This window comes from Kitasatospora sp. NPDC002543 (assembly GCF_053594915.1).
On sequence record NZ_JBSFWR010000002.1, the window covers coordinates 67,662 to 89,406 of the forward strand.

Consider the following 21,745-nt stretch of genomic DNA (forward strand, 5'->3'; position numbering starts at 1 on the left):
GGCGGCCGTCAGAGCCTCAGGCCGTTGATCATTCCGGCGAGGTTGCTGGTGACCTGGCTGATCGACGGGGCGATCGAGCTGGAGGCCAGGTAGAAGCCGAGCAGCGCGCAGACGATCGCGTGCGCCAGCTTCAGGCCGGACCGGCGGATCAGGATCACCACGATGACCAGCATCAGCACGGCGGCGGAGATGTTCATGGCCATGTCGGCTCACACCCCTTCTCGGGCACGCCGCCTCCGGGGAGGGCGGCGAGGGACGGTGCGGGACTGGGGGCTGCGGGGGACCGCGGGTCCGGGACGGCGCCGGGCGGCCACTCGCGCGACAAGTCATACCCGATGGGTAAGGGTGTCATTACCCTCGGTGAGTCCACGCACGCCGGGGCATCGTGGCATCCGAGGGGCGCATGGGCCGGTCGGAGGCGGTTTGGACCCCTTTGGGGCGTACTTGGTGACGATGCTCCGAACGAGTGATCAGCGTGCGCCCGGCGTCACTGGTCCGGCGTCATAGGGTCTGGTGCCATGACCTCCCACACCTCTGCCGACACCTTCCCCCGGCAGTACGCGCGGACCCTGCGCTACACCGTCGGTGCGCCCCGCTCCTTCTCCGTCGCGCCGGACGGCTCGCGGGTCGTCTTCCTCCGCTCGCGATCCGGGCACGACCGGGCCAACCTGCTCTGGACCCTCGACACCGCCACCGGCGAGGAGCGGATCGCCGCCGACCCGGCCGTGCTGCTCGGCGGCGGCGAGGAGGACCTCTCGCCGGCCGAGAAGGCCCGCCGCGAGCGCAGCCGCGAGGGCTCGGCCGGCATCGTCGGCTACGCCCTGGACGCGGCCGGCGGGCTGGCGGTCTTCGCCCTCTCCGGTCGGCTGTTCACCGCTGACCTGGCCACCGGCGCCACCGCCGAACTGCCCGCCGAGGGGCCGCTGCTGGACCCGCGCCCGTCCCCCGACGGCACCTACGTCGCGTACGCCAACACCGTCGGCGAGCTCCGGCTGACCCGCACCGACGGCAGCGGCGACCGGGTGCTCGCCGAGCCGGACGGCCCGAACGTCACCTGGGGCCAGGCCGAGTTCATCGCCCAGGAGGAGATGGACCGCGACCGCGGCTTCTGGTGGTCCCCGGCGGGCGACCGGCTGCTGGTCGAGCGCGCCGACGACAGCCCGGTGCGCCGCTGGTGGATCGCCGACCCGGCGAACCCGGACCGCGAGCCCGCCGAGGTCGCCTACCCGGCGGCCGGCGGCGCCAACGCCGAGGTCGGGCTCTGGCTGCTCGACCTGCACGGCGGGCGCACCGAGGTGGTCTGGGACCGCGAGACCCACCCGTACCTCGGCCGGGTGCACTGGTCGAAGGGCGGCGTGCCGCTGCTCCTGGTCCAGACCCGCGACCAGCGCGGCCAGCGGATCCTCGGCCTGGACGTCAACACCGGCGCCACCGAGGTGCTGCACGAGGAGAAGGACAGCGTCTGGCTGGAGCTGTTCGGCGGCGTACCGGCCTGGACCCCGGACGGCAAGCTGGTCCGGATCTCCGACATCGAGGAGGTGCGCGAAGCGCCTCAGAAGGGTGGCGGCGGGCGACGGGAGGGCGGGGTGCGGGCGCTGGTGATCGGCGACCGCGCCGTGACCGGGGCCGACCTGCACGTCCGCTCGGTCGTCGCCGTCACCGAGCAGGAGGTGTTCTTCAGCGCCGCCGGCGGCGCCGAGGAGACCGACCCCGAGCCGGGCTGGATCGGCGTCGGCCGGATCAGCCACGACGGCACCCGGCTGGCCTGGGAGTCCGCCAACGGGCGCCCGTTCACCTCCGTCACCAGCGCGGTGCACGGCGGCGGGGTCACCGTCCGGGCCACCGCCGAGCCCGACCTGCCCGGCACCCTGGTGCAGGTCGCCCGGGACCTGCCCGAGGGCCTGGCGGTCGACGACGTCGCCACCATCGCCTCGTACGCCGAGGCCCCGGTCATCACCGCCCGCCCGGTCTTCCGCTTCGCCGGCGAGCGCCGCATCCCGGCCGCCGTCTTCCTGCCCACCGGCTACGACCGCGAGCGGGACGGCCTGCTGCCCGTCCTGATGGACCCGTACGGCGGCCCGCACGGCCAGCGCGTGCTCCAGGCGCACAACCCGCACCTCAACTCGCAGTGGTTCGCCGACCAGGGCTTCGCGGTGGTCGTCGCCGACGGGCGCGGCACCCCAGGGCGCGGCCCGGCCTGGGAGAAGTCGATCGCCTTCGACTTCGCCGGGGCCACCCTGGACGACCAGGTGGAGGCGCTGCGGGCGCTCGCCGGGGAGTTCCCGCTGGACCTCGACCGGGTCGCCATCCGCGGCTGGTCGTACGGCGGCTACCTCGCGGCACTCGCCGTGCTGCGCCGCCCGGACGTCTTCCACGCGGCGGTGGCCGGGGCGCCGGTCACCGACTGGGAGCTGTACGACACCCACTACACCGAGCGCTACCTGGGCGACCCGGCCGAGCGGCCCGAGGTGTACGCCGCCAACTCGCTGAGCGGGTACGCGGCCGGGCTGGAGCGCCCGCTGATGATCATCCACGGGCTGGCGGACGACAACGTGGTGGCCGCGCACACCCTGCGGCTGTCCTCGGCGCTGCTCGCCGCCGGCCGCCCGCACACCGTGCTGCCGCTGTCCGGCGTCACCCACATGACCCCGCAGGAGGAGGTCGCGGAGAACCTGCTGCTGCTCCAGGTCGACTTCGTGAAGCGCTCGCTGGGCCTGTGACACCCGCCTGACCGGCACCTACGGCGGCCGGTGCCCCTGACGGGGGTACCGGCCGCCGGCATGACATCCGTCATGCCGAAGGCACGACGGCGGACACTGCCGCCCCCACCCGCCCGCGCGGGACTCTGAGGTGGTGCGAACAGCACCCGGCCGTGACACCACGGGCGTGACACCACCAGGGAAGAGGACAGCGGCGATGAGTACCGAGGTGGCCGCCTTCCGCGGCGTCGGCAAGAGCTACGGGCGGGTGCGCGCCGTGGACGGACTGGACCTCGTGCTGCGGCCGGGCGAGACCGTCGCCCTGCTCGGGCCGAACGGCGCCGGGAAGTCCACCAGCCTGGACCTGCTGCTCGGCCTGCGCGAGCCCGACCGGGGCAGCGTGACCCTGTTCGGCGGCACCCCGCGGGCGGCGATCGCGGCCGGCCGGGTCGGCGCGATGCTGCAGAGCGGCGGACTGATGACGGACGTCAAGGTGCGCGAGCTGGTGCAGCTCGCCTGCGACGTGCACCCGCGCGGCCGGTCGGCCACGGAGGTGCTGACCGACGCCGGGATCGCCGAGCTGGCGGAACGGCGGGTCGACAAGCTGTCCGGCGGCCAGGAGCAGCGGGTCCGCTTCGCCCTGGCCATCGCCGGCGACAACGACCTGATCGTGCTGGACGAGCCCACCACCGGCATGGACGTCAGCGTGCGGCAGTCGTTCTGGGCGAGCATGCGCGCCCAGGCCGACGCCGGGCGCACGGTGCTGTTCGCCACCCACTACCTGGAGGAGGCCGACTCGATCGCCGACCGCGTGCTGGTGCTCTACCGCGGGCGGCTGATCGCCGACGGCAGCTCGGCGGAGATCAAGGCACGGGCCGGCGCCCGCCGGATCGCCTTCGAACTCCACGACGCGGACGGCGGGTTCGAGGAGTCCGTACTGCGCACCCTGCCCGGGGTGCAGGCGCTGGACGTCACCGCGCGGGTCCCGGGGGTGCGCACGGTGCGGATCCGGACCGCGGACGCCGACGCCAGCGTGGCCGGGATCTACCGGGCGGGCCTCTACCCGCGCGGGCTGGAGGTCGCCGGCGTGGGCCTGGAGCAGGCCTTCCTGACCATCACCGGGGAGTTCGACCGCGAGGGCGGCAGCGAGGGCGCCGACGACGCGGCCGCCGAGAAGGAGAGCGTGCGATGACCACCCTGATCCGGCTGGAGATCCTGCGGACCCTGCGCAACCGGCGCTACCTGCTCTTCACCATCGCCTACCCGGCGCTGATGTACTTCTTCTTCATCAACGCCTACGGCTCCGCCCGGCTCGCCGGCGGACTGCCGGTGAAGACCTACTTCATGGTCTCGATGGCCACCTTCGGCGCGGTCGGCGCGGTGCTGACCGGCAGCGCGCAGCGGATCTCGCTGGAGCGCAAGAGCGGCTGGGTGCGCCAGCTGCGGCTGACCGCGCTGCCCGGCCGGGCGTACACCCTCGGCAAGATCGCGGCGACTGCGGTCACCACCCTGCCGGCGATCCTGGTGGTCTTCGCGGTCGGCGCGAGCCAGGGCGTCTCGCTCACGGCGGCGCAGTGGGCCGGGCTGACGGCCGCGCTCTGGCTGGGCAGCTTCGTGTTCGCCGCGCTCGGGGTGGCGCTCGGGTACGCGGCGGCACCGGACGCGGTGCAGCCGATCGTGATGATCACCTACATGGCGATGGCCCTGCTCGGCGGCACCTGGTTCCCGGTGAGCGGCTCGTTGGAGAAGTTCGCCCGGTTCAACCCGGTGTACCTGTACAACCAGCTGGCGACCTTCACCCGGCCCGGGCACTCCCTGGACGTCGTCGCGGTCGCCGGGCTGGCCGGCTTCCTGGTGGTGTTCGCCGCCGCCGCGGCGGCGCTGTACCGCCGCGACACCCGCCAGGCATGATGACCGACATGAACGACGCGCGCCAGGCCCACCGTCCCGAGGAACCCCCGGGGGCGGGCGTGGCGCGCGCGTCCTTCATGAACGTGCCCGGCTCCCCGGTGGAGAGCAGGCGGCAGCTGCTGGTCAAGGTCGCCTGGATGCTGCTGTGGATGCTCTACCTGGCCTACCCGGCGGGCGACCTGCTGAACGGCGGCCACAGCACGGCCGGGACGGTGTTCGGCTGGTGCTGCCTGGCCGGGTTCATGGCCGCCTACGTGCTGCTGGTGATCTTCCGCTCGCAGGCCGGGATGCGGCCGCGGGCCTGCCTGGCGATCGTCACGACCATGGTCGGGCTCGCCGTCGCCGCCTCGGTCGTCCTCGGCCCCGCCTTCCTGACGCTGTTCATCTACGCCTCGGTGTGCGTCGCGATCATCGTTCCGGCCCGGTACGCGCTGCGCGGGCTGGTCGCCATGGGGGTGCTCACCGCGGCGGTCGGGGTGGGCATCGGCGCCGGCATCGACAACGTCTCCACCTTCGCGCTCAGCGCCTTCCTCTCCGGCGTCGCGATGACCGGACTGCAGCGGCTGGTCGCCGCCATGAAGGAGCTGCGCGAGGCCCGGGCCGCCGTCGCGCACCTGGCCGCCTCCGAGGAGCGGCTGCGGCTGGCCCGCGACCTGCACGACCTGCTCGGGCACTCGCTGTCGCTGATCACCCTGAAGAGCGAGCTGGCCGGGCGGTTCATGGACGCCGGCAAGGACGAGGCGGCGCGGGCACAGGTCGCCGACATCGAACAGGTCGCCCGGCAGTCGCTGATCGACGTCCGGGAGGCGGTGACCGGCTTCCGCCGCCCGACCCTGCCGGTCGAACTGGCCGCCGCCCGCACCGCGCTGGCCGCCGCGCAGATCCGGCTGGAGGCCGCGCCCGAACTGGCGGACGCCTGGCCGACGCTGGCCGAGGAGGAGACCGGGGCGCTGGCCTGGGCACTGCGCGAGGCCGTGACCAACGTCGTGCGGCACGGCGAGGGCGCCACCGTCTGCACGGTGACGGCGGACGAGAGCTGGGAGGCGAGCGGCGAGCGCTACGCCGTCCTGGAGGTCGCCGACGACGGGCGCGGGCCGGGCAAGTCCCAGCCGGGCAACGGCCTGTCCGGGCTCGAGGAGCGGCTGGCGCTGGTCGGCGGGCGGCTGGAGACCGGGCCGGGGGAGCGCGGCCGGGGCTTCCGGCTGCGGGCCTCGGTGCCGCTGCGGCCGGCGGCCGCGCCGGCTCCGGCTCCGGTCCCCGAGTCGCGTTAGCCCCGCAACCCGCGTTCAGGCCCCGCGCCCTGCGGCCGAGGCCTCAGCCGGACGGCAGTTCCAGCACGAAGCGGGCGCCGCGCGGGGCGTGGGCGACCCGCAGGGTGCCGCCGTGCCGGGTGGCGATGTCCGCCGCGATGGCCAGGCCCAGGCCGCTGCCGCCGGCGTCCCGGCTGCGGGCCTCGTCGAGCCGGGTGAACGGCTCGAAGATCCGCTCGCGGTCCTCCGGCGGCACGCCCGGGCCGTCGTCCCGGACCTCCAGGACGCAGCCGTGCGCGGTCTGCCGTACGGACAGCACCACCTCGGCGGACGCGTGCCGCCGGGCGTTGTCCAGCAGGTTGCGCACCAGCCGGTGCAGCCGGATGCGGCTGCCGCGCACCAGCACCGCCTCGCCCGCCTCCACCCGCAGTGCGATCCCGGCGCCGAGCGCCGGGCGGTACTGGTCGGCGAGCTCGCGCAGTACGGCGGACAGGTCGACGGGGGCGAACTGGCCGGCCGCCGCCGTCCTCGCCGCCGGGTACCTCCTGCTCGCCCGCCTCCTCCGGATCGAAGAACTGTCCGTCCTCACCGCACGATTGGGCCGCCGCTGATGACTCTCCTGCCCGCCTCGCTCCCCGCCGACGTCGCCCGCGTCCTCCACGCCCTCCTCCCCGAGGGCCACCCCCTGCGCGCCCAGGTCCCGGACCTGCGCGTGGAGTCCCGCTGCCGGTGCGGCTGCAGCACGGCGCTGTTCGCGGGCGTCGCGGACGGCGCCCGCTCGGAGGTGGTGGCCGAGGCGGCCATCGGCTCCGACGGCGAGATCCTCCTCTTCGCCGAGGACGGCCGGCTCTCCTGGCTGGAGGTCTGCTCCTGGAGCGACCCCAAGCTCACCCTCGCGGACGCGGCCCGCTTCCTCGACGGGGAACCCGTGCGGCCGCGGTAGCGTCCTTCCGGGCATGCCTACCGTTCTCGTCCTCGGTTTCGACCCGCACCGCGTCCCCGGCATGGACGGCGACGCCGTGACGGCCGTGCTCGACGCCGAACTCGCCCGCTTCGCCGAGCACGGCATCGACGCCACCGCGGCCCTGGTCGCGCCCGACGACACGGCCGAACCCGCCGTCGTGGCGGCCCTCTCCGACCGGGACTGGGACGTCGTCGTCATCGGGGGCGGCATCCGCAAGCCCGAACCGGCGCTGCCCTTCTTCGAGCTGGTGGTCAACCTGGTCCGCCGCCACGCCCCCGGGGCCGCCCTCGCCTTCAACACCCGCATCGCCGACAGCGTCGAGGCCGCCCGGCGCTGGCTGCCGGCGTAGCGCCCGTCCGGGCAGCGGGCCCGGCCGGCCGCCTACGCCTGAGCGGCGGGGCCGGCGAGGACACGGCGGTAGGCGAGGGCGGGGCGGTCGTCGAAGAGGAACTCGTACCGGCACTTGAAGCCGTTGCGGACCAGGACGGCCCGGGAGGCGGGGTTGTCCACCGTCGTCATGGCGGTGAGCGCGCGCAGGCCGTACGCGGTGACGGCGAGGCGGCAGACCTCGGCCACGGCGGCGGTGGCGAGGCCCCGGCCGGCGGCGGACTCGGCGATCCGGTAGCCGAGTTCGGCACTGCCGTCGGCGAGGTCGACGAGGTTGACGCGGCCGACCAGGTGGCCGGCCGCGTCGCGGACGATGTGGAACCGGCAGACGCCCTCGGCCTGTTCGGTGAGGAGGGCGGCGTGGCGCTCCGCGAACTCGGCGAAGTAGGCGTCGCCGCGGTCCGGGACGCTGCGGGCGAAGTACGCGCGGTTGGCGCGTTCGAAGGCCAGCAGGGCTTCGGCGTGGTCGGGGCGCAGCGGTTCCAGGACGGGCATCACGCCAGTCTGGCGCGCAGGGCCTCGGTGAACCACCGGAATACCTCGGTCAGGCTCTCCGGGACGGGCCAGCCGTTGATGACCGACAGCAGGTGCCAGTAGCGCTCGGCGCGCGGGTCGGCGGCGGTCTCCAGGCGGGCCAGGAGCCAGCGGCGCAGTTCCTCGTCGTCGGGCCGGCCGAAGGTCTCGGCATAGGCGGCGGTGAGGGTGTCGACGACGGGGCCGGCGGCGGGGGAGGCGGGGTCGGTGCCGACTTCGACGGCGCCGCCGACCAGCGACCGCACGGCCTCGGTGAGGGCGTGGTGCAGCCCGCCCCGGTCGCCCTCGGCCCGCTCGGCGGCCTGCTGTTCGGCCATCCTGCGCACCGAGGCGCGGAAGTCCGGGTCCTGGACGAGTTCACCCAGTTCGACCCAGGCCTCGACCTGCTCCGCCCGTGGCTCGTCGGGCAGTTCGGGCATCGCGGAGCGCATCATGGCGACGAACTCCGGGTTGGCGTCCAGGCCGCCGAAGGCCTCGTCGATGAAGTCGTGGACCAGGCGCCGCCGTTCGGCGTCGGAGAGCTTGGCGAGCTTGTGCATGAGTCTCATCTCCTCGGGTGTGGAACCGCGTTGGGCGACGGCGAGCAGCACCGCCCGGCGCAGCCGGAGCGTGCGGATCTGCACCTCCAGCGCCTCGGCGTGCGCGGCGGCGACCTCCCGCAGCGGGGCCTGCCGCTCCAGCACCCGGCGGATCGCCGGCAGGTCGAGCCCGAGCTCGCGCAGGGTGCGGACGAGGTCCAGCCGGGCGAGCGCGTGGACGTCGTAGCGCCGGTAGCCCGCGGCGGTGCGGTCGGTGGGCGGCACCAGGCCGGTGTCGGCGTAGAACCGGATGGTCTTGACGGTGAGTCCGGTGCGCCGGGCCAGGTCGCCGATCGAGTAGAGGGTGTCGCTGCCGTCCATGCGGTCCAGCTTGGCGTCTCCCCCTACGGGAGACTCAACCCCGCCCTCTAAGGTCGTGGCCATGAACGACACTGACAACGGGGCCTCGATCCGCGTCCTGCTCGCCGAGGACCAGGGCATGGTCCGGGAGGCGCTGGCCGCGCTGCTCGGGCTGGAGGGGGACATCGACGTCGTGGCGCAGGTCGGCCGCGGCGACGAGGTGGTGGCGGCGGTGCTCGCGAACGACGTGCAGGTCGCCGTGCTGGACATCGAGATGCCGGGGATGACGGGCATCGAGGCGGCGGCCGAGCTGAGCCGCCGGGCGCCCCGGACCAAGGTGGTCATCGCGACGACCTTCGGCCGGCCCGGGTACCTGCGCCGGGCGATGGAGTCGGGCGCGGACGCCTTCCTGGTGAAGGACGCGCCGGCCGCCGAGCTGGCGGAGGCGATCCGCCGGGTGCTGCGCGGCGAGCGGGTGATCGACCCGGCGTTGGCCGCCGCCGCGCTGGCCGAGGGCGCCAATCCGCTGACCCAGCGCGAGCGGGACGTGCTGGGCGCGGCCGCCGACGGCGCGGTGAACGCGGACATCGCCGGGCGGCTGCACCTGTCCGAGGGGACGGTGCGCAACTACCTGTCGATGGCGATCCAGAAGACCGAGGCCCGCAACCGCACCGAGGCGGTCCGGATCGCCCGGGAGAAGGGCTGGCTGTAGCCGGGACGCGCCCTGGGGCGCGTCTGACAATTCCCGCCGGGCGTGCGACGCCAATTGTCAGACGCGCCCTAGTTGAGCCGGTGCCGGGCCGCCCGGGCCTCCTGCCGGACCTTGGCGGCGGTGTCCGGGTCGAAGGCGTCCAGGATCTGCGCGTAGGCGTCCATCTCCGCCGATCCGCCGAGGAAGTCGCCGGTGCGGACGAGGAGTTCGGCCCGTTCCAGGCGCAGCTGGGCGGGGTGCCGGGGCAGCAGCAGGGCGAGTTCGGTGGCCCAGAGCTGGGTGCGGGCGTGCTCGGGGCGGTCGGCGGCCCAGACCCGGATGTTGCCGAGCACCCGCAGCACGATCTCCAGCGGCTGGGCCGGGGTGAGCAGCGCGGGGGTGAACTCCTGCCCGGCGGCGGCGACCAGCCGCTCGACGTCCTCCGGGTCGAGCAGCCGGCCGCCGTGGAACGGGTCGGCCAGGACGTACTCCTCGCCGCCCGCCGGGCCGCCGACCGCGACGATGAAGTGGCCGGGCAGCGCGATGCCGTGGACGGTCAGCCCGGCCCGCCGTGCGACCGCCATCCAGACCAGGGAGAGCGTGATCGGCAGGCCTCGCCGTCGCCGCAGCACCTCGGGCAGCAGCGAGGACTCCAGCCGCCGGTAGTCGGACTGCCGTCCGTGGAAGCGCTCCCGGCCGCCGAGCACGGCGGCGAGCAGGGCGGCGGTCTCCTCCGGTCCGGTGGGCGCCCGTTCGGCGACCGCCACCCGGACCGCCGCCGCGTGCCGCTCCAGCGCGGCCTCGCAGGCGGCGAGCAGCGCGTCCACGCCCGGCGGCTCGCCGGGGTCGCCGGGGTCGGGCACCATGCCGTGCTCGGCGGCGGCGAGCAGGCACAGCAGCACCGGGTCGGGCTGCTCGGCGCGGGCGGCGGTCCGGAAGCGGTCTCTGCTCTGCTCGGTCACGGTGACGGCGACGGCTTTCGTACGGCGGACGGACAAGGCGGCGGGCGATCGGACGGGCGGGTGGATCGGTCGGCTCCGGACGGGTCGGGCGGGCGGGTCCGGACGGACGGTACGGCCCGGCGGCTACCCCTGGGGAAGCAGGGCGTAGTGGTAAGTGTGACTGGTCGTGAAGCCGAGCCCGTCATAGAGCGCGATCGCCCCGGCGTTCTCCGCCTCGACCTGGAGGTACCCGCCGCCGGCGCCCTCCTCGGCCGCGCGCGAGGCGAGCACCGCCATGACCGCCGTCGCCAGTCCGGCCCGCCGGGCGTACGGCTGGACCTCGATCGCGCCGAAGCAGGCCCAGGCTCCCTCGATGACGCAGCGTCCGATCGCCAGCGGGGGCTGTCCGGGGGCGCCCGGCACGGTGGCGAACCAGACCGAGGGCCCGCCGTGCAGCACCTGCCGGGCCGCCTCCTCCACCGCCGGGTCGCCGCTCACCCGCCGGTACAGCGACAGCCACCCGTCGTCCGCGGTCCGCGCCAGCCGCACCTTCCCGTGCCCGGCGCCGGCCCGGGCGAGCCCGGTCAGCGGGGCGGTGCGGACGAGGGTGGGCGCGTACCCGGCCCCGAGCCGGTCGAGTTCGGCGAGCAGCGGCCCGGGCGAGCCGGGGGTGACCACCTCGACGTACGCGGGCAGTCCGCGCGCCGCGTACCAGGCGCGGACGGCCTCCAGGGCCTGAGGCAGCGGCAGCCCCGGGTCCCCGAGGGCCTGGACGGAGTTGGCCCGCCGGGTGAACCCGGCCGCGGCGCGCAGCGTCCACTCGCCGAGCGGTTCCTGCTCGACGGCCGGCCAGCCGCGTCCCGCGATCCGCTGCAGTTCGACCGGCCCGGCGGCCGGCAGGGGCGCGCGCCGGGCCGGAAACGGCGGCACGACCTTGCCCGCGACCAGCAACTTCTCCGGCAAGAAGACCGGATCGCCGGAGCGCGGGACGATCGTCAACCCAAGATCGTCCCACGATGTGAGCACGCCGATCGAATCCCGGAACACCGGCCGGTCGTCCACGAACTCCGAGAGGCGCCGGACGGACACGCGTCGTCCCACGTCAGAGCGATCTATCCGGACCTCCGGACGGCCGCCGACCGGGTTGTCCGTCGCCATCTGGCCACCTCCTGTGCATTCGCGGTCTCCGACCCGCGATACTAGGGGCGGGCATCGACGACGCCGCGCTCACCGCGCACGGCAGCAGAACAGAACGGGCCACCAGGCCCTTCCGAGGAGGAACGACAGCGTGACCTACGTCATCGCGCAGCCTTGTGTCGACGTGAAGGACAAGGCGTGCATCGAAGAGTGCCCGGTTGACTGCATCTACGAGGGCGAGCGATCGCTCTACATCCACCCGGATGAGTGTGTCGACTGTGGCGCGTGCGAGCCGGTCTGCCCGGTCGAGGCGATCTTCTACGAGGACGACACTCCGGAGGAGTGGAAGGACTACTACAAGGCGAACGTCGAGTTCTTCGACGACCTGGGTTCGCCCGGCGGCGCCTCGAAGCTCGGCCTGATCGAGCGTGACCACCCGTTCATCGCCGCTCTGCCGCCGCAGAACGCCGACCACTGACGATCGGTGGCACATCAGCTGTGAGCACCAACAGCACGCGCGCGCCGTTCCCGGGCCACCCGGGGGCGGCGCGCCGCGTTTCCGACAGCCTCCCGGTCTTCCCCTGGGACAAGCTGGAGCCGTACAAGAAGACCGCGCTGGCCCACCCCGGCGGGCTCTGCGACTTCTCCGTCGGCACCCCGGTGGACCCGGTCCCCGAGGTGATCCAGAAGGCGCTGGCGGCGCACACCGACACCCCCGGCTACCCGACCGTCTGGGGCCCGCTGGAGCTGCGCGAGGCGATCGCCGGCTGGCTGCACCGCCGCCTCGGCGCGCGGGTCGGCCCGCAGGCCGTGCTGCCGACCGTCGGCTCCAAGGAGCTGGTGGCCTGGCTGCCGACCCAGCTCGGCCTCGGCCCCGGCGACCAGGTCGCCTACCCGCGCCTGGCGTACCCGACCTACGAGGTGGGTGCCCGGCTGTGCGGCGCCGAGCCGGTCGAGTACGACTCGGTGGAGGAGCTGGACGGCTCCCGGGTGCGCCTGCTCTGGGTGAACTCGCCGTCCAACCCGACCGGCCGGGTGCTGGGCGCGGAGGAGCTGCGCCGCGCCGTCGAGTGGGCCCGGGAGCACCGGGTGCTGCTGGTCGGCGACGAGTGCTACCTGGAGCTGGGCTGGGAGGCCGAGCCGGTCTCCGTCCTGCACCCGGACGTCTGCGGCGACGACCACGAGGGCCTGCTGGCCGTCCACTCGCTCTCCAAGCGCTCCAACCTGGCCGGCTACCGGGCTTCCTTCGTGGCGGGCGACGCGGTGGTGGTCAGGGAGCTGCTGGAGGTGCGCAAGCACGGCGGCATGATCGTGCCGTCGCCGGTCCAGGCGGCGACGGTCGCCGCGCTCGCGGACGACGCGCACGTGGCCGAGCAGCGCGAGCGGTACGCGGCCCGGCGCTCGGCGCTGCGGGCGGCGCTGGAGGCGTACGGCTTCCGGATCGAGCACTCCGAGGCCAGCCTCTACCTGTGGGCGACCCAGGACCGCCCGTGCTGGGAGACGGTGGCCGAACTGGCCGGGCTGGGCATCCTGGTGGCGCCCGGCGACTTCTACGGGCCGGCCGGCGACCGCTTCGTGCGGGTCGCGTTCACGGCGACCGACGAGCGGGTCGCCGCGGCCGTGGAGCGGCTGGGCGCGGCGCGCTGACCGCACTCGGGGAGCGTACGGCGGAGGGGGCCGGTGTCCGTGACACCGGCCCCCTCCGGGTTCTCCGCATCCTGTGCGCGGACGGTCCTACAGCGGCAGGCCGCCGAGGCCGCCGCCGTTGAGGCCGCCCAGCAGGCCGCCGAGCGGGCCGAGCGCGCCGGTGAGGCCGCCCAGCGGGTTGTTCTGGCCGAGGTCGGCACCGCCGAGGCGGTTGGCCGAGCCGTGCTCGGCCAGGCCGAGCACGTCGGTGGCGGGCAGGTCGGACGGCAGGGCCCGCTCGACCGAGCCGAGCGGCAGGGCGCGCTGCACCGCGCCGACCGGCAGCGCGTCGGCGACGGCGGTGCCGCCGGGGACGGCGCCGGTGACGCTCTCGGTGCCCGGCAGGGCCTGGGTGACCGAGCCGGCCTGGGTCAGCCCGCCGAGCGGGCCGGTGCCGGCGGTGGCGCTGCGGGTGTCCGCGGCCTTGCCGGTGACGGCCTCGCCGAGCTTGCCGGCCAGCGCCGAGGCGACCTTCGGGGTGACCGAGGAGAGCTGGCCCGCGGTCGCCGCGGTCTGGTCGACCGGGGCGGTCAGCGAGCCGGCCTTCTCGTTGGCCTCGGGCAGCTGCTGGGCGACGATGTTGCCCGCGGCGTCGGCGGAGGCCGGCACGCCGGCGGCGACGGTGGCCGCGCCGGTGGTGCCGGCGGCCTGGCCGAGCTCGTGGGTCGTGTGCTGGAGGGTGGAGCCGGCGTCGGAGTTGGTCAGCTGGCCCAGCGGTGCCGCGAGGTCGCTCTTGGGCAGCAGGGCGTCCCCGCCCAGGGCGGACGCGGAGCCGGCCGCGAGCAGCGGGGTCGCTCCTGCGGCCACGACGAGCGCGGCCTGGGCGATCCGGCGCGTGAGGGGGTGAGACATGGGGCTCCTCGAAGGGGTCTGGGTCCGTCCGTCCGCCCAGGGACCGGGCGTGGCCGACCGGGCGGACGACGTTGTTACCGCTTGAGAAGCCAGAAGGTTTCGGCCGGTGCAAGGAAGATTCCTGGCCGACCATCGGATCGTACGACTGCAGTGGGGGTGTCCGCGGGGTCCGGTCGGACGCCCTCGAACCGGCCCCGGCCAAGGGGAGTGACGGTTCTCCAGCCCGGTTCGCCGGAACGGGCGGTCGGTCCACCACGGTTGACCGGAATCACCCGTCCGGCGGCAACCCGAACACCCATGCGTCAGCTCTTGTCGGCCGGGGCCAGAGTGACCTGGACGAGCTTGGTCGAGGTGCCCGAGGTCTGGGTCTGCCAGCCGTCCTCGGACTTGGACTTGCGCCAGATCTTCCCGTCGTAGGCGACCGTCGCGATGCCCAGCTGCTGCGCCTGGGCGACCGCCCAGTGGGCGACCTCCCAGCCGCTCGCCCGCTCGGCGCTCACCCCGCCGTCCGCCTCCGCGTCCGGGGCGGAGGTCAGCGCGGCCGTGGCCGGGTCCGGGGTCAGCGAGACGGCGTTCTCGGCGCCCTTGATGGTCGAGGCGTAGCCGGTCGCCGGGGTCACCGTGCGGCCGAACTCCCGGCGCACCCGGTCGGACAGCACCTGGGCCCGGTCCGGCGCCGCGGCCGGGGTGGCGCCGGCGCCCGGGGTGGCGCCCGGGGTGGCGCCCGCCGCGCCGGAGGCGGAGTCCGCCGGGTCCGGCTTGGCGTAGTCGTGCACCACGCAGGAGAAGGAGGCGGGCTCCCGGCCGGCCAGCGCCGAGGTGAGCAGGGTCGCCTTGGTCTCGTGCTTGGCGTACGCCTGCGGGTAGCCGCTCTTCTGCACGGTCTGCGCGGCGTCGGTCAGCGGCATCCGGGTGTAGCCGGGGACCTTGACCAGGCCGTCCAGGAACTTGTTGGTCGCGTACACCGGGTCCGCGATCTGCGCCGGGGTGCCCCAGCCCATCGACGGCCGCTGCTGGAAGAGGCCGATCGAGTCCCGGTCGCCGCCCGCGAGGTTGCGCAGCTTGGACTCCTGCATGGCGGTCGCCAGCGAGATCGTGGTGGCCCGGTCCGGCAACCCGCGCGAGCGCGCCACCGCGGCGATCGTCGCGGCGTTGGCGGCCTGCGGCAGCTCCAGCGTCCCGCTGCCCGCCGCGGTCTTCACCGTGCACTCCTCGGACGCGCCCGGCTTGAAGCCGAACCACCAGATCCCGACCACGGCCAGGCCGGCGACCAGGGCCAGGCCGAGCAGCCCGACGATGACCATCAGCAGGGCGCGCAGCGGCCCGCGGCGGCGGGTGGGCTCCTCTTCGTCGCCCGGTTCCCCGCTGCTCCTTCTCCTGGCCACCCTCGCCCCTCTCGTGCCTGCACCTTGATCCGACACCGTACCCACTCGGACGGATGTGCGGCGCCCTCCGGTTGCCGCCACCCGCCCACTCGCCCCCGCGGCCCGTGCCGGCGGGCCCGGCGCGCGGCACCGGACGGACCGGGCCGCGGACTAGGCTGGCGCCCATGAGCAGCCCGAACCCGACGCCCCTGGACCTCACTCTCGACGGCGGCACGCTGACCGCCCGACTCGTCGACTTCCCCTCGGTGAGCGGCGACGAGCAGGCGCTCGCCGACGCCGTGGAGACCGCGCTGCGCGGCTACCCGCACCTCACCGTCGACCGCCACGGCAACAACGTCGTCGCCCGCACGAACCTGGGCCGGGCCGAGCGCGTCGTCCTGGCCGGCCACCTGGACACCGTGCCGATCGCCGACAACCTCCCCTCGTACGTCGAGGGAGACCTGCTCTACGGCTGCGGCACCTCGGACATGAAGTCCGGCGTGGCCGTCCAGCTGCGCCTCGCCGCCACCCTCGCCGAGCCCAACCGCGACCTCACCTACGTCTTCTACGACTGCGAGGAGGTGGAGGCCCACCGCAACGGCCTCGGCCACCTCGCCAGTGAGCACCCGGACTGGCTGGCGGGCGACTTCGCGGTGCTGATGGAGCCCAGCGGCGCCATGGTCGAGGGCGGCTGCCAGGGCACCCTGCGGGCGCAGGTGCGGCTCACCGGCGTGCGCGCCCACGCGGCCCGCAGCTGGCTCGGCGACAACGCCATCCACCACGCCGCCGAGGTGCTCGGCCGGCTCGACCGGTACCAGCCGCGCCGGGTGGAGATCGACGGCCTGGAGTACCGCGAGGGCCTGAACGCCGTCCGGATCGACGGCGGCGTGGCCGGCAACGTGATCCCGGACGAGTGCGTCGTCACGGTCAACTTCCGCTACGCGCCGGACCGCAGCGAGGCGGACGCGGAGAAGCACGTGCGCGAGGTCTTCGACGGCTTCGAACTGACCGTCACCGACTTCGCCCCGGGCGCCCTGCCCGGGCTCTCCCAGCCGGCCGCCCAGGCCTTCCTGGCGGCCACCGGCGGCCAGGCCCGGGCCAAGTTCGGCTGGACGGACGTCGCCCGGTTCAGCGCGCTCGGCGTCCCGGCCGTCAACTACGGTCCCGGCGACCCGAACCTGGCCCACAAGCGCGAGGAGCACTGCTCTCTGAGCGCCATCGCCGAGGTCGAGGAGCGGCTGCGCGCCTGGCTGACCAGCTGAGCCGTGCCCGGCGCCGCCCGTCCGCCCGGCGGTCGAACGCCACCTTCCGGATGCCCAACCGACCTTCCCCCGTTGCCTGAAAACGGGGGAGGGCGGGCGTAGGGTTTCGTCATGACAGGCACAGGAGACGAGAAGCAGTACGGCCACGGTCCCGAGCAGGTCGGGGTGCCGCGGAAGAAGAAGGCCTGGCCCGAGAAGCAGAAGGGCCCGGTGCTGGTGCGCCGGGACCAGGTCGGCACGAGCACCACGGACCAGCGCCTGCTGGACACCACCGGTCCCACCGACTGGCTGCACACCGACCCGTGGCGGGTGCTGCGGATCACCTCCGAGTTCGTCGAGGGCTTCGGCGCCCTCGCCGAACTGCCGACCGCGATCAGCGTCTTCGGCTCCGCCCGGACGCCCGTCGGCTCGCCCGAGTACGAGGCGGGCGTGGCCATCGGCCGGGCCCTCGCCGAGGCCGGCTACGCGGTGATCACCGGTGGCGGCCCGGGGGCGATGGAGGCCGCCAACCGCGGCGCCTCCGAGGCGGGCGGCCTCAGCGTCGGGCTCGGCATCGAGCTGCCCTTCGAACAGGGCCTCAACGAGTTCGTCGACCTCGGACTGAACTTCCGCTACTTCTTCGTCCGCAAGACGATGTTCGTGAAGTACTCGCAGGGCTTCGTGGTCCTGCCCGGCGGCCTCGGCACGCTGGACGAGCTGTTCGAGGCGCTCACCCTGGTGCAGACGAAGAAGGTCACCCGCTTCCCGGTGATCCTCTACGGCAGCGCCTACTGGGGCGGCCTCCACGAGTGGCTGAAGAACACCCTGGTCGAGCAGGGCAAGGCGGCCCCGCACGACCTGGAGCTGTTCCACATCACCGACGAGATCGACGAGGTCATGAAGATCCTCGCCGACGCCCGTCGGCCCGCCGGCGAGATCTAGGGTCAGGCGAGACCCCGGCGGGCGACCGCCGGGGGGCGGGTGCCCCGGATCGAGGCGACCATGTCCAGCACCTGGCGGGTCTCCTCGACCTGGTGCACCCGGTAGACCCGCGCGCCCAGCCAGGCCGAGACGGCGGTGGTGGCCAGGGTGCCGAGCAGCCGCTCGTTCACCGGCCGGTCCAGGGTCTCGCCGACGAAGTCCTTGTTGGAGAGCGAGACCAGCACCGGGAAGCCGGTCGCGGTCATCTCCGGCAGTCGCCGGGTGGCCTCCAGCGAGTGCCGGGTGTTCTTGCCGAAGTCGTGCCCCGGGTCGATGATCACCGCGTCCCGCCGCACGCCCAGCTCCACCGCGCGCTCGGCGAGCCCCACGGTCACCCGCAGGATGTCCGCCATCACGTCCTCGTACCCGATCCGGTGCGGCCGGGTGCGGGGCTCGGCGCCGCCCGCGTGGGTGCAGACCAGCCCGGCGTCGTACCGGGCGGCCACCTCGGCGAGCTTCGGGTCGACCCCGCCCCAGGCGTCGTTCAGCAGGTCCGCGCCCGCCTCGCAGACCGCCTCGCCGACCTCGTGCCGCCAGGTGTCGACGCTGATCACCGCCTCGGGGTGGCGCTTGCGCAGCTCGGCCACGAAGGGCACGGTGCGCCGCAGCTCCTCCTCGACCGTGACCTCGTCGCCCGGCCCGGCCTTCACCCCGCCGATGTCCAGGATCGCGGCGCCCTCGGCCATCGCCCGGTCCGCCGCGGCGAACGCGGCCTCGTCGGCGAAGGTCGCGCCCTTGTCGAAGAACGAGTCCGGCGTCCGGTTGACGATCGCCATGATCACCAGCTCGTCGTCACCGAATTCCCGCGGTCCCAGGCGCAGTGCCACCGATGTCTCCTCCACAGCTCCTGCGGGTGCGATGATGGCCCCCGGCCTCACTAAGGGACCATGCTGTCATGATCAGTGTGGTTACCTGCCACCACATAGCGGACCGGCCGGGAGTTCGGGAGGACAGCTCGTGTTCTGGGTGATCGTGGTCGCCATGGCCGTGGTGGTCGGAGGCGCCGCCCTGGTGGCGCTCGGCGGGGGCGGCTCGATGCCGGATGCGGTACCGGACCGGATCTCCGCGCGACTTCCGCAGGACCGCCCGCTGGGCAAGGCGGACGTGGACGAGCTGCGCCTGCCGATGGCGCTGCGCGGCTACCGGATGGACGAGGTGGACGACGTCCTGGACCGCCTCGGCGCCGAACTCGCCTACCGCGACGCGCGGATCGCCGAGCTGGAGGCCGCCGCCCACCTGCGCGGCGCGGTCGAGGCGACCGACGCCCCCGACCCGGCGGCCGAGCCGCTGCCCGGCCTGGAGCAGTTCGCCCAGGTGGTCGAGCCGGCCGTGGTGCTCGCCAAGCAGTCGGCCGGGGAGCCGGCCCCCGAGGACGCCAAGCCGGGGACGGACACGTGACGGCCGCGGCCGAGGGCGCGGTGCTCGGAGCGGACGGCCTGCGCCGCTGCGGCTGGGGCGACTCCACCGACGACTACCGGATTTACCACGACACCGAGTGGGGCCGCCCGGTGCACGGCGACGACCCGCTGTTCGAGCGGGTCTGCCTGGAGGCCTTCCAGTCCGGCCTGTCCTGGCTGACCATCCTGCGCCGCCGCGAGGGCTTCCGGGCCGCGTTCGCGGGCTTCGAGATCGCCAGGGTCGCCGAGTTCGGCGAGGCGGACAAGGAGCGCCTGCTCGCCGACACCGGCATCATCCGCAACCGGGCCAAGATCGAGGCGGCGATCGCCAACGCGCGGGTCGCCCGCGACCTGGAGGGCGGCCTGGACGCGCTGGTCTGGCAGTTCGCCGGGGACCCGGACCGGCCGGCCCCCCGCTCGCTGGGCGAGGTGCCGGCCGTCACACCGGAGTCGACGGCGCTGGCGAAGGCGCTGAAGAAGGCGGGTTTCCGTTTCGTCGGCCCGACCACCGCCTACGCGCTGATGCAGGCCTGCGGACTGGTCGACGACCACCTGGCGGACTGCCACGTCCGCACCGGCGCCGGGAGGAAGTCCTAGCGGCCCAGGTACTTCGGCTTCTCCTTGGCGATGAAGGCGCGCACCGCGATCCGGTGGTCCTCGCTCTCGCCCGCCAGTGTCTGCAACTCGTCCTCCTTGTCGAGGAGTTCGTCCAGCGAGTGGGAGGCGCCGTACGCCAGCGACTCCTTGATGGCGCCGTAGGCGACGGTCGGGCCCTCGGCCAGCTCGCGGGCGAAGGCCCGTGCGGTGGCCGCGAGTTCCTCGGCCGGCACCACCCTGGTGGCCAGGCCCAGCTCCATCGCCTCGGCGGCCTTGACCGTCCGGGGCAGCATCAGCAGCTCGGTGGCCCGGGCGTGCCCGACCAGCCGGGGCAGCGTCCAGGAGGCGCCGGAGTCGGCGGTCAGCGCGATCCCGGCGAAGGCGGTGTTGAAGCCGGCCCGGTCGGACAGGATCCGGAAGTCGCAGGCGAAGGCGAGCGAGGCGCCCGCGCCGGCCGCCACCCCGCCGACCGCGGCGACGGTCGGCTTGCGCATCCCGGCCAGTGCCCGGGTCAGCGGGTTGTAGTGCTCGGCGACGGTGCGCAGCGCGCCCTCGCCGGTCTCCTCGAAGCGCTTGAGCAGGGCCAGGTGCTCGTTCAGGTCCTGCCCGACGCAGAACGCCCGCTCGCCCGCCCCGGTGAGCAGGACGGCCCGCACCGCCGGGTCCGCGGACGCGGCGGACACGGCGTCGCGCAGCGCGATCTTGGTGGCGACGTCGAGCGCGTTCATCGCCTCCGGGCGGTTGATGGTGATGACGGCCAGGCCGCCGTCCAGCTCGTACAGCACGGAATCGGACATGGGTGAGGGCTCCCGGGATCGTGGCGGTGTCAGTCGTGTGTGTCAGGATGCCGGAGCACACGGGGGCCTGGGGAGTGTGAGGTATCGCACCTTCCAGTGGTGTCCGTACCGCCGCCACGCCGGGGCTTATGGCGTGGTTTGCGGCGGTTGGGGGCGGTCCGGCCGTGGTTGCACCGAGAGTGATGTTGGTCATCAGCCCGTGGCATGCGGGATAATGGCTTCCGATCAATGCGTTCGATACCGGCGGTGGACGGACTGCCGGTGCGTAGCTGAGCGGTTGCAGGAAGGGGAACGAGCATGGCGGCCATGAAGCCGCGGACGGGTGACGGCCCGCTCGAAGTCACCAAAGAGGGGCGGGGCATCATCATGCGCGTTCCGCTCGAAGGCGGCGGACGCCTCGTGGTGGAGCTCACGCCTGACGAGGCTCAGGCCCTCGGCGAGGCCCTGAAGAAGGCCTGCGGCTGACCGCAGCAGGTGCTCGCCATCTCCTGGAGATGTGCTGCCGGGCCCGGGTACGACGTCATGTCGGCCCGGGTCCGCACGTTTTCCTGAGCCCGTGAGCCCGTGAGCCCGTGGGGCCGCGGCCCCCGGGGCCCGTCGCCCCGGGCCCCCGGCTCAGCGCTTGACGGCGCAGAGCAGCCCGTCCGACACGGGCAGCAGCGCGGGCAGCAGCGCCTCGCTCTCCCGCACGTCCCGGACCAGGTCCCGGACCGCTCCGGTCTGCGGGTCCTGGAGCTCCGGCTCGGCCAGTCGGCCCTCCTGGAAGACGCCCTCGAAGCAGACCATCCCGCCCGGCCGCAGCAGCCGCAGCGCCTCCCGCAGGTACTCGCAGGACTCGGCCGGATCGCCGTCGCAGAACACCAGGTCGTACTGGCCGTCGGCGAGCCGGGGCAGCACCTCCAGCGCCCGGCCCGGTATGAACCGGGAGCGGTTGGTCGCGAACCCGGCCGCCTGGTACGCCTCGCGGGCCAGTTGCTGGCGCACCGGCTCCGTGTCGACCGTGGTGAGCACGCCGTCCGGCCGCATTCCGCGCAGCAGGTAGACCCCGGACACCCCGGTGCCGGTGCCGATCTCGGCCACCGCCTTGGCGTCCAGTGCGGCGGCCAGCAGCCGCAGGCAGGCCCCTCCGCTCGGTCCGATCGCCCGTATCCCGGTTCGCGCGGACTGCGCCCGGGCGTAGGTCAGCACCGCGTCCTCGCCCACGTAGGTGTCGGCGAGGGCCGCGCGCGCGGGCCCGAACTCGCTGATGGCTGCCTCTTTCGGAGCCCCGGGTGGCGGCCCGGTGCCGGGGGATGTCGATATTTCCTGGCACAGATTACTGGCCGACCGGGAACCGCGTACGGCGGCGGGCCGTTGTCATGTCGGACCGGGTGCGGAAGACCGCCCGGGCACTTTTATCCGGGCTTGACGGGTGAGGTGGATATGGTGGTGGCCCTGC

General features: G+C 74.2%; 25 protein-coding genes. 14 read left to right on the forward strand and 11 right to left on the reverse strand.

Annotated features, from left to right (window positions below; all coding sequences use genetic code 11):
• Positions 1 to 8 precede the first annotated feature (8 nt).
• Positions 9 to 203, reverse strand: a complete 195-nt coding sequence (locus ACWD4P_RS01375) for a DUF2304 family protein (RefSeq protein WP_049658010.1) — start codon at positions 201 to 203, stop codon at positions 9 to 11.
• A gap of 315 nt (positions 204 to 518) precedes the next feature.
• Between ACWD4P_RS01375 and ACWD4P_RS01380 the strand changes: the two genes are divergently transcribed.
• The 4 genes from ACWD4P_RS01380 (at position 519) to ACWD4P_RS01395 (ending at position 5,881) form a co-directional block, all read left to right on the forward strand.
• Positions 519 to 2,720 carry a prolyl oligopeptidase family serine peptidase gene (locus tag ACWD4P_RS01380; RefSeq protein WP_449778182.1) on the forward strand — a complete coding sequence of 734 codons (2,202 nt, stop codon included), beginning with the start codon at positions 519 to 521 and terminating at the stop codon, positions 2,718 to 2,720.
• Positions 2,721 to 2,916: 196 nt separating this feature from the next.
• Entirely contained in the window at positions 2,917 to 3,891 is a 975-nt protein-coding gene (locus ACWD4P_RS01385) for an ABC transporter ATP-binding protein (RefSeq protein ID WP_449778183.1), read from the forward strand.
• Positions 3,888 to 4,610 carry an ABC transporter permease gene (locus tag ACWD4P_RS01390; RefSeq protein WP_449778184.1) on the forward strand — a complete coding sequence of 241 codons (723 nt, stop codon included), beginning with the start codon at positions 3,888 to 3,890 and terminating at the stop codon, positions 4,608 to 4,610. Before ACWD4P_RS01385 ends, ACWD4P_RS01390 begins: the two co-directional genes overlap by 4 nt.
• A gap of 8 nt (positions 4,611 to 4,618) precedes the next feature.
• Positions 4,619 to 5,881 (forward strand): sensor histidine kinase, encoded by a 1,263-nt coding sequence (locus tag ACWD4P_RS01395; RefSeq protein ID WP_359822936.1) that lies wholly within the window; start codon positions 4,619 to 4,621, stop codon positions 5,879 to 5,881.
• A gap of 43 nt (positions 5,882 to 5,924) precedes the next feature.
• Here ACWD4P_RS01395 and ACWD4P_RS01400 read toward each other — a convergent pair whose 3' ends face one another.
• Complete coding sequence (locus ACWD4P_RS01400) at positions 5,925 to 6,449, reverse strand: sensor histidine kinase (protein ID WP_449778185.1); 525 nt, start codon at positions 6,447 to 6,449, stop codon at positions 5,925 to 5,927.
• 21 nt (positions 6,450 to 6,470) lie between these two features.
• On the opposite strand from ACWD4P_RS01400, the gene ACWD4P_RS01405 reads away from it, so the two are divergent.
• Both ACWD4P_RS01405 and ACWD4P_RS01410 read left to right on the forward strand, forming a co-directional pair.
• Positions 6,471 to 6,803 carry a hypothetical protein gene (locus tag ACWD4P_RS01405; protein WP_449778186.1) on the forward strand — a complete coding sequence of 111 codons (333 nt, stop codon included), beginning with the start codon at positions 6,471 to 6,473 and terminating at the stop codon, positions 6,801 to 6,803.
• Between the two features lie 13 nt (positions 6,804 to 6,816).
• Complete coding sequence (locus ACWD4P_RS01410) at positions 6,817 to 7,173, forward strand: hypothetical protein (RefSeq protein WP_359822924.1); 357 nt, start codon at positions 6,817 to 6,819, stop codon at positions 7,171 to 7,173.
• Between the two features lie 32 nt (positions 7,174 to 7,205).
• Here ACWD4P_RS01410 and ACWD4P_RS01415 read toward each other — a convergent pair whose 3' ends face one another.
• Positions 7,206 to 7,706 (reverse strand): GNAT family N-acetyltransferase, encoded by a 501-nt coding sequence (locus ACWD4P_RS01415; protein WP_449778187.1) that lies wholly within the window; start codon positions 7,704 to 7,706, stop codon positions 7,206 to 7,208.
• A complete protein-coding gene (locus ACWD4P_RS01420) occupies positions 7,706 to 8,644 on the reverse strand; it encodes a MerR family transcriptional regulator (protein ID WP_359822919.1) in 939 nt (312 codons plus the stop codon). The genes ACWD4P_RS01415 and ACWD4P_RS01420 overlap by 1 nt, the downstream gene beginning before the upstream one ends.
• A gap of 61 nt (positions 8,645 to 8,705) precedes the next feature.
• On the opposite strand from ACWD4P_RS01420, the gene ACWD4P_RS01425 reads away from it, so the two are divergent.
• On the forward strand, positions 8,706 to 9,335 hold the full coding sequence (locus ACWD4P_RS01425) for a response regulator transcription factor (RefSeq protein WP_359822917.1): 630 nt from the start codon (positions 8,706 to 8,708) through the stop codon (positions 9,333 to 9,335).
• 68 nt (positions 9,336 to 9,403) lie between these two features.
• On the opposite strand, the gene ACWD4P_RS01430 is transcribed toward ACWD4P_RS01425, so the two are convergent.
• Together ACWD4P_RS01430 and ACWD4P_RS01435 are read right to left on the reverse strand one after the other, a co-directional pair.
• Entirely contained in the window at positions 9,404 to 10,276 is an 873-nt protein-coding gene (locus ACWD4P_RS01430) for a transglutaminase-like domain-containing protein (RefSeq protein ID WP_359822915.1), read from the reverse strand.
• A gap of 123 nt (positions 10,277 to 10,399) precedes the next feature.
• On the reverse strand, positions 10,400 to 11,413 hold the full coding sequence (locus ACWD4P_RS01435) for a GNAT family N-acetyltransferase (protein WP_449778188.1): 1,014 nt from the start codon (positions 11,411 to 11,413) through the stop codon (positions 10,400 to 10,402).
• A gap of 130 nt (positions 11,414 to 11,543) precedes the next feature.
• On the opposite strand from ACWD4P_RS01435, the gene fdxA reads away from it, so the two are divergent.
• Positions 11,544 to 11,870, forward strand: a complete 327-nt coding sequence (gene fdxA, locus ACWD4P_RS01440; protein ID WP_030061559.1) for a ferredoxin — start codon at positions 11,544 to 11,546, stop codon at positions 11,868 to 11,870.
• 20 nt (positions 11,871 to 11,890) lie between these two features.
• Complete coding sequence (dapC, locus tag ACWD4P_RS01445) at positions 11,891 to 13,039, forward strand: succinyldiaminopimelate transaminase (RefSeq protein WP_449778189.1); 1,149 nt, start codon at positions 11,891 to 11,893, stop codon at positions 13,037 to 13,039.
• Between the two features lie 87 nt (positions 13,040 to 13,126).
• Here dapC and ACWD4P_RS01450 read toward each other — a convergent pair whose 3' ends face one another.
• Together ACWD4P_RS01450 and ACWD4P_RS01455 are read right to left on the reverse strand one after the other, a co-directional pair.
• Complete coding sequence (locus tag ACWD4P_RS01450; protein ID WP_449778190.1) at positions 13,127 to 13,930, reverse strand: hypothetical protein; 804 nt, start codon at positions 13,928 to 13,930, stop codon at positions 13,127 to 13,129.
• A 302-nt stretch (positions 13,931 to 14,232) separates the two neighbouring features.
• Positions 14,233 to 15,234, reverse strand: a complete 1,002-nt coding sequence (locus ACWD4P_RS01455) for a hypothetical protein (RefSeq protein WP_449778248.1) — start codon at positions 15,232 to 15,234, stop codon at positions 14,233 to 14,235.
• Positions 15,235 to 15,479: 245 nt separating this feature from the next.
• Between ACWD4P_RS01455 and dapE the strand changes: the two genes are divergently transcribed.
• Positions 15,480 to 16,556 carry a succinyl-diaminopimelate desuccinylase gene (gene dapE / locus ACWD4P_RS01460; protein WP_359822901.1) on the forward strand — a complete coding sequence of 359 codons (1,077 nt, stop codon included), beginning with the start codon at positions 15,480 to 15,482 and terminating at the stop codon, positions 16,554 to 16,556.
• Positions 16,557 to 16,667: 111 nt separating this feature from the next.
• The gene (locus ACWD4P_RS01465; protein ID WP_359822899.1) at positions 16,668 to 17,477 is read left to right on the forward strand and encodes an LOG family protein; all 810 of its coding nucleotides are present in this window, start codon (positions 16,668 to 16,670) and stop codon (positions 17,475 to 17,477) included.
• Between the two features lie 2 nt (positions 17,478 to 17,479).
• Here the strand turns inward: ACWD4P_RS01465 and folP are convergent, their stop codons facing one another.
• Positions 17,480 to 18,292: a dihydropteroate synthase gene (gene folP, locus ACWD4P_RS01470; RefSeq protein ID WP_359822956.1), complete on the reverse strand. Its 813-nt coding sequence runs from the start codon at positions 18,290 to 18,292 to the stop codon at positions 17,480 to 17,482.
• Between the two features lie 181 nt (positions 18,293 to 18,473).
• Between folP and ACWD4P_RS01475 the strand changes: the two genes are divergently transcribed.
• On the forward strand, positions 18,474 to 18,914 hold the full coding sequence (locus ACWD4P_RS01475) for a DivIVA domain-containing protein (RefSeq protein WP_359822897.1): 441 nt from the start codon (positions 18,474 to 18,476) through the stop codon (positions 18,912 to 18,914).
• On the forward strand, positions 18,911 to 19,510 hold the full coding sequence (locus ACWD4P_RS01480) for a DNA-3-methyladenine glycosylase I (RefSeq protein WP_449778191.1): 600 nt from the start codon (positions 18,911 to 18,913) through the stop codon (positions 19,508 to 19,510). Before ACWD4P_RS01475 ends, ACWD4P_RS01480 begins: the two co-directional genes overlap by 4 nt.
• Here ACWD4P_RS01480 and ACWD4P_RS01485 read toward each other — a convergent pair.
• Entirely contained in the window at positions 19,507 to 20,307 is an 801-nt protein-coding gene (locus ACWD4P_RS01485) for an enoyl-CoA hydratase-related protein (RefSeq protein ID WP_359822892.1), read from the reverse strand. The genes ACWD4P_RS01480 and ACWD4P_RS01485 overlap by 4 nt on opposite strands.
• A gap of 297 nt (positions 20,308 to 20,604) precedes the next feature.
• Between ACWD4P_RS01485 and ACWD4P_RS01490 the strand changes: the two genes are divergently transcribed.
• Positions 20,605 to 20,772 (forward strand): DUF3117 domain-containing protein, encoded by a 168-nt coding sequence (locus ACWD4P_RS01490; protein WP_074001376.1) that lies wholly within the window; start codon positions 20,605 to 20,607, stop codon positions 20,770 to 20,772.
• A 150-nt stretch (positions 20,773 to 20,922) separates the two neighbouring features.
• Here the strand turns inward: ACWD4P_RS01490 and ACWD4P_RS01495 are convergent, their stop codons facing one another.
• Complete coding sequence (locus ACWD4P_RS01495) at positions 20,923 to 21,555, reverse strand: O-methyltransferase (RefSeq protein WP_359822953.1); 633 nt, start codon at positions 21,553 to 21,555, stop codon at positions 20,923 to 20,925.
• Positions 21,556 to 21,745 lie beyond the last annotated feature (190 nt).

What these genes read in the sequence shown, in the direction of transcription:
- ACWD4P_RS01375 (WP_049658010.1), bottom strand. Translation starts at nt 203, where the DNA reads ATGGCCATGAACATCTCCGCCGCCGTGCTGATGCTGGTCATCGTGGTG.
- ACWD4P_RS01380 (WP_449778182.1), top strand. Translation starts at nt 519, where the DNA reads ATGACCTCCCACACCTCTGCCGACACCTTCCCCCGGCAGTACGCGCGG.
- ACWD4P_RS01385 (WP_449778183.1), top strand. Translation starts at nt 2,917, where the DNA reads ATGAGTACCGAGGTGGCCGCCTTCCGCGGCGTCGGCAAGAGCTACGGG.
- ACWD4P_RS01390 (WP_449778184.1), top strand. Translation starts at nt 3,888, where the DNA reads ATGACCACCCTGATCCGGCTGGAGATCCTGCGGACCCTGCGCAACCGG.
- ACWD4P_RS01395 (WP_359822936.1), top strand. Translation starts at nt 4,619, where the DNA reads ATGAACGACGCGCGCCAGGCCCACCGTCCCGAGGAACCCCCGGGGGCG.
- ACWD4P_RS01405 (WP_449778186.1), top strand. Translation starts at nt 6,471, where the DNA reads ATGACTCTCCTGCCCGCCTCGCTCCCCGCCGACGTCGCCCGCGTCCTC.
- ACWD4P_RS01410 (WP_359822924.1), top strand. Translation starts at nt 6,817, where the DNA reads ATGCCTACCGTTCTCGTCCTCGGTTTCGACCCGCACCGCGTCCCCGGC.
- ACWD4P_RS01415 (WP_449778187.1), bottom strand. Translation starts at nt 7,706, where the DNA reads ATGCCCGTCCTGGAACCGCTGCGCCCCGACCACGCCGAAGCCCTGCTG.
- ACWD4P_RS01420 (WP_359822919.1), bottom strand. Translation starts at nt 8,644, where the DNA reads ATGGACGGCAGCGACACCCTCTACTCGATCGGCGACCTGGCCCGGCGC.
- ACWD4P_RS01425 (WP_359822917.1), top strand. Translation starts at nt 8,706, where the DNA reads ATGAACGACACTGACAACGGGGCCTCGATCCGCGTCCTGCTCGCCGAG.
- ACWD4P_RS01435 (WP_449778188.1), bottom strand. Translation starts at nt 11,413, where the DNA reads ATGGCGACGGACAACCCGGTCGGCGGCCGTCCGGAGGTCCGGATAGAT.
- ACWD4P_RS01450 (WP_449778190.1), bottom strand. Translation starts at nt 13,930, where the DNA reads ATGTCTCACCCCCTCACGCGCCGGATCGCCCAGGCCGCGCTCGTCGTG.
- ACWD4P_RS01455 (WP_449778248.1), bottom strand. Translation starts at nt 15,234, where the DNA reads ATGGTCATCGTCGGGCTGCTCGGCCTGGCCCTGGTCGCCGGCCTGGCC.
- dapE (WP_359822901.1), top strand. Translation starts at nt 15,480, where the DNA reads ATGAGCAGCCCGAACCCGACGCCCCTGGACCTCACTCTCGACGGCGGC.
- ACWD4P_RS01465 (WP_359822899.1), top strand. Translation starts at nt 16,668, where the DNA reads ATGACAGGCACAGGAGACGAGAAGCAGTACGGCCACGGTCCCGAGCAG.
- folP (WP_359822956.1), bottom strand. Translation starts at nt 18,292, where the DNA reads ATGGCGATCGTCAACCGGACGCCGGACTCGTTCTTCGACAAGGGCGCG.
- ACWD4P_RS01485 (WP_359822892.1), bottom strand. Translation starts at nt 20,307, where the DNA reads ATGTCCGATTCCGTGCTGTACGAGCTGGACGGCGGCCTGGCCGTCATC.
- ACWD4P_RS01490 (WP_074001376.1), top strand. Translation starts at nt 20,605, where the DNA reads ATGGCGGCCATGAAGCCGCGGACGGGTGACGGCCCGCTCGAAGTCACC.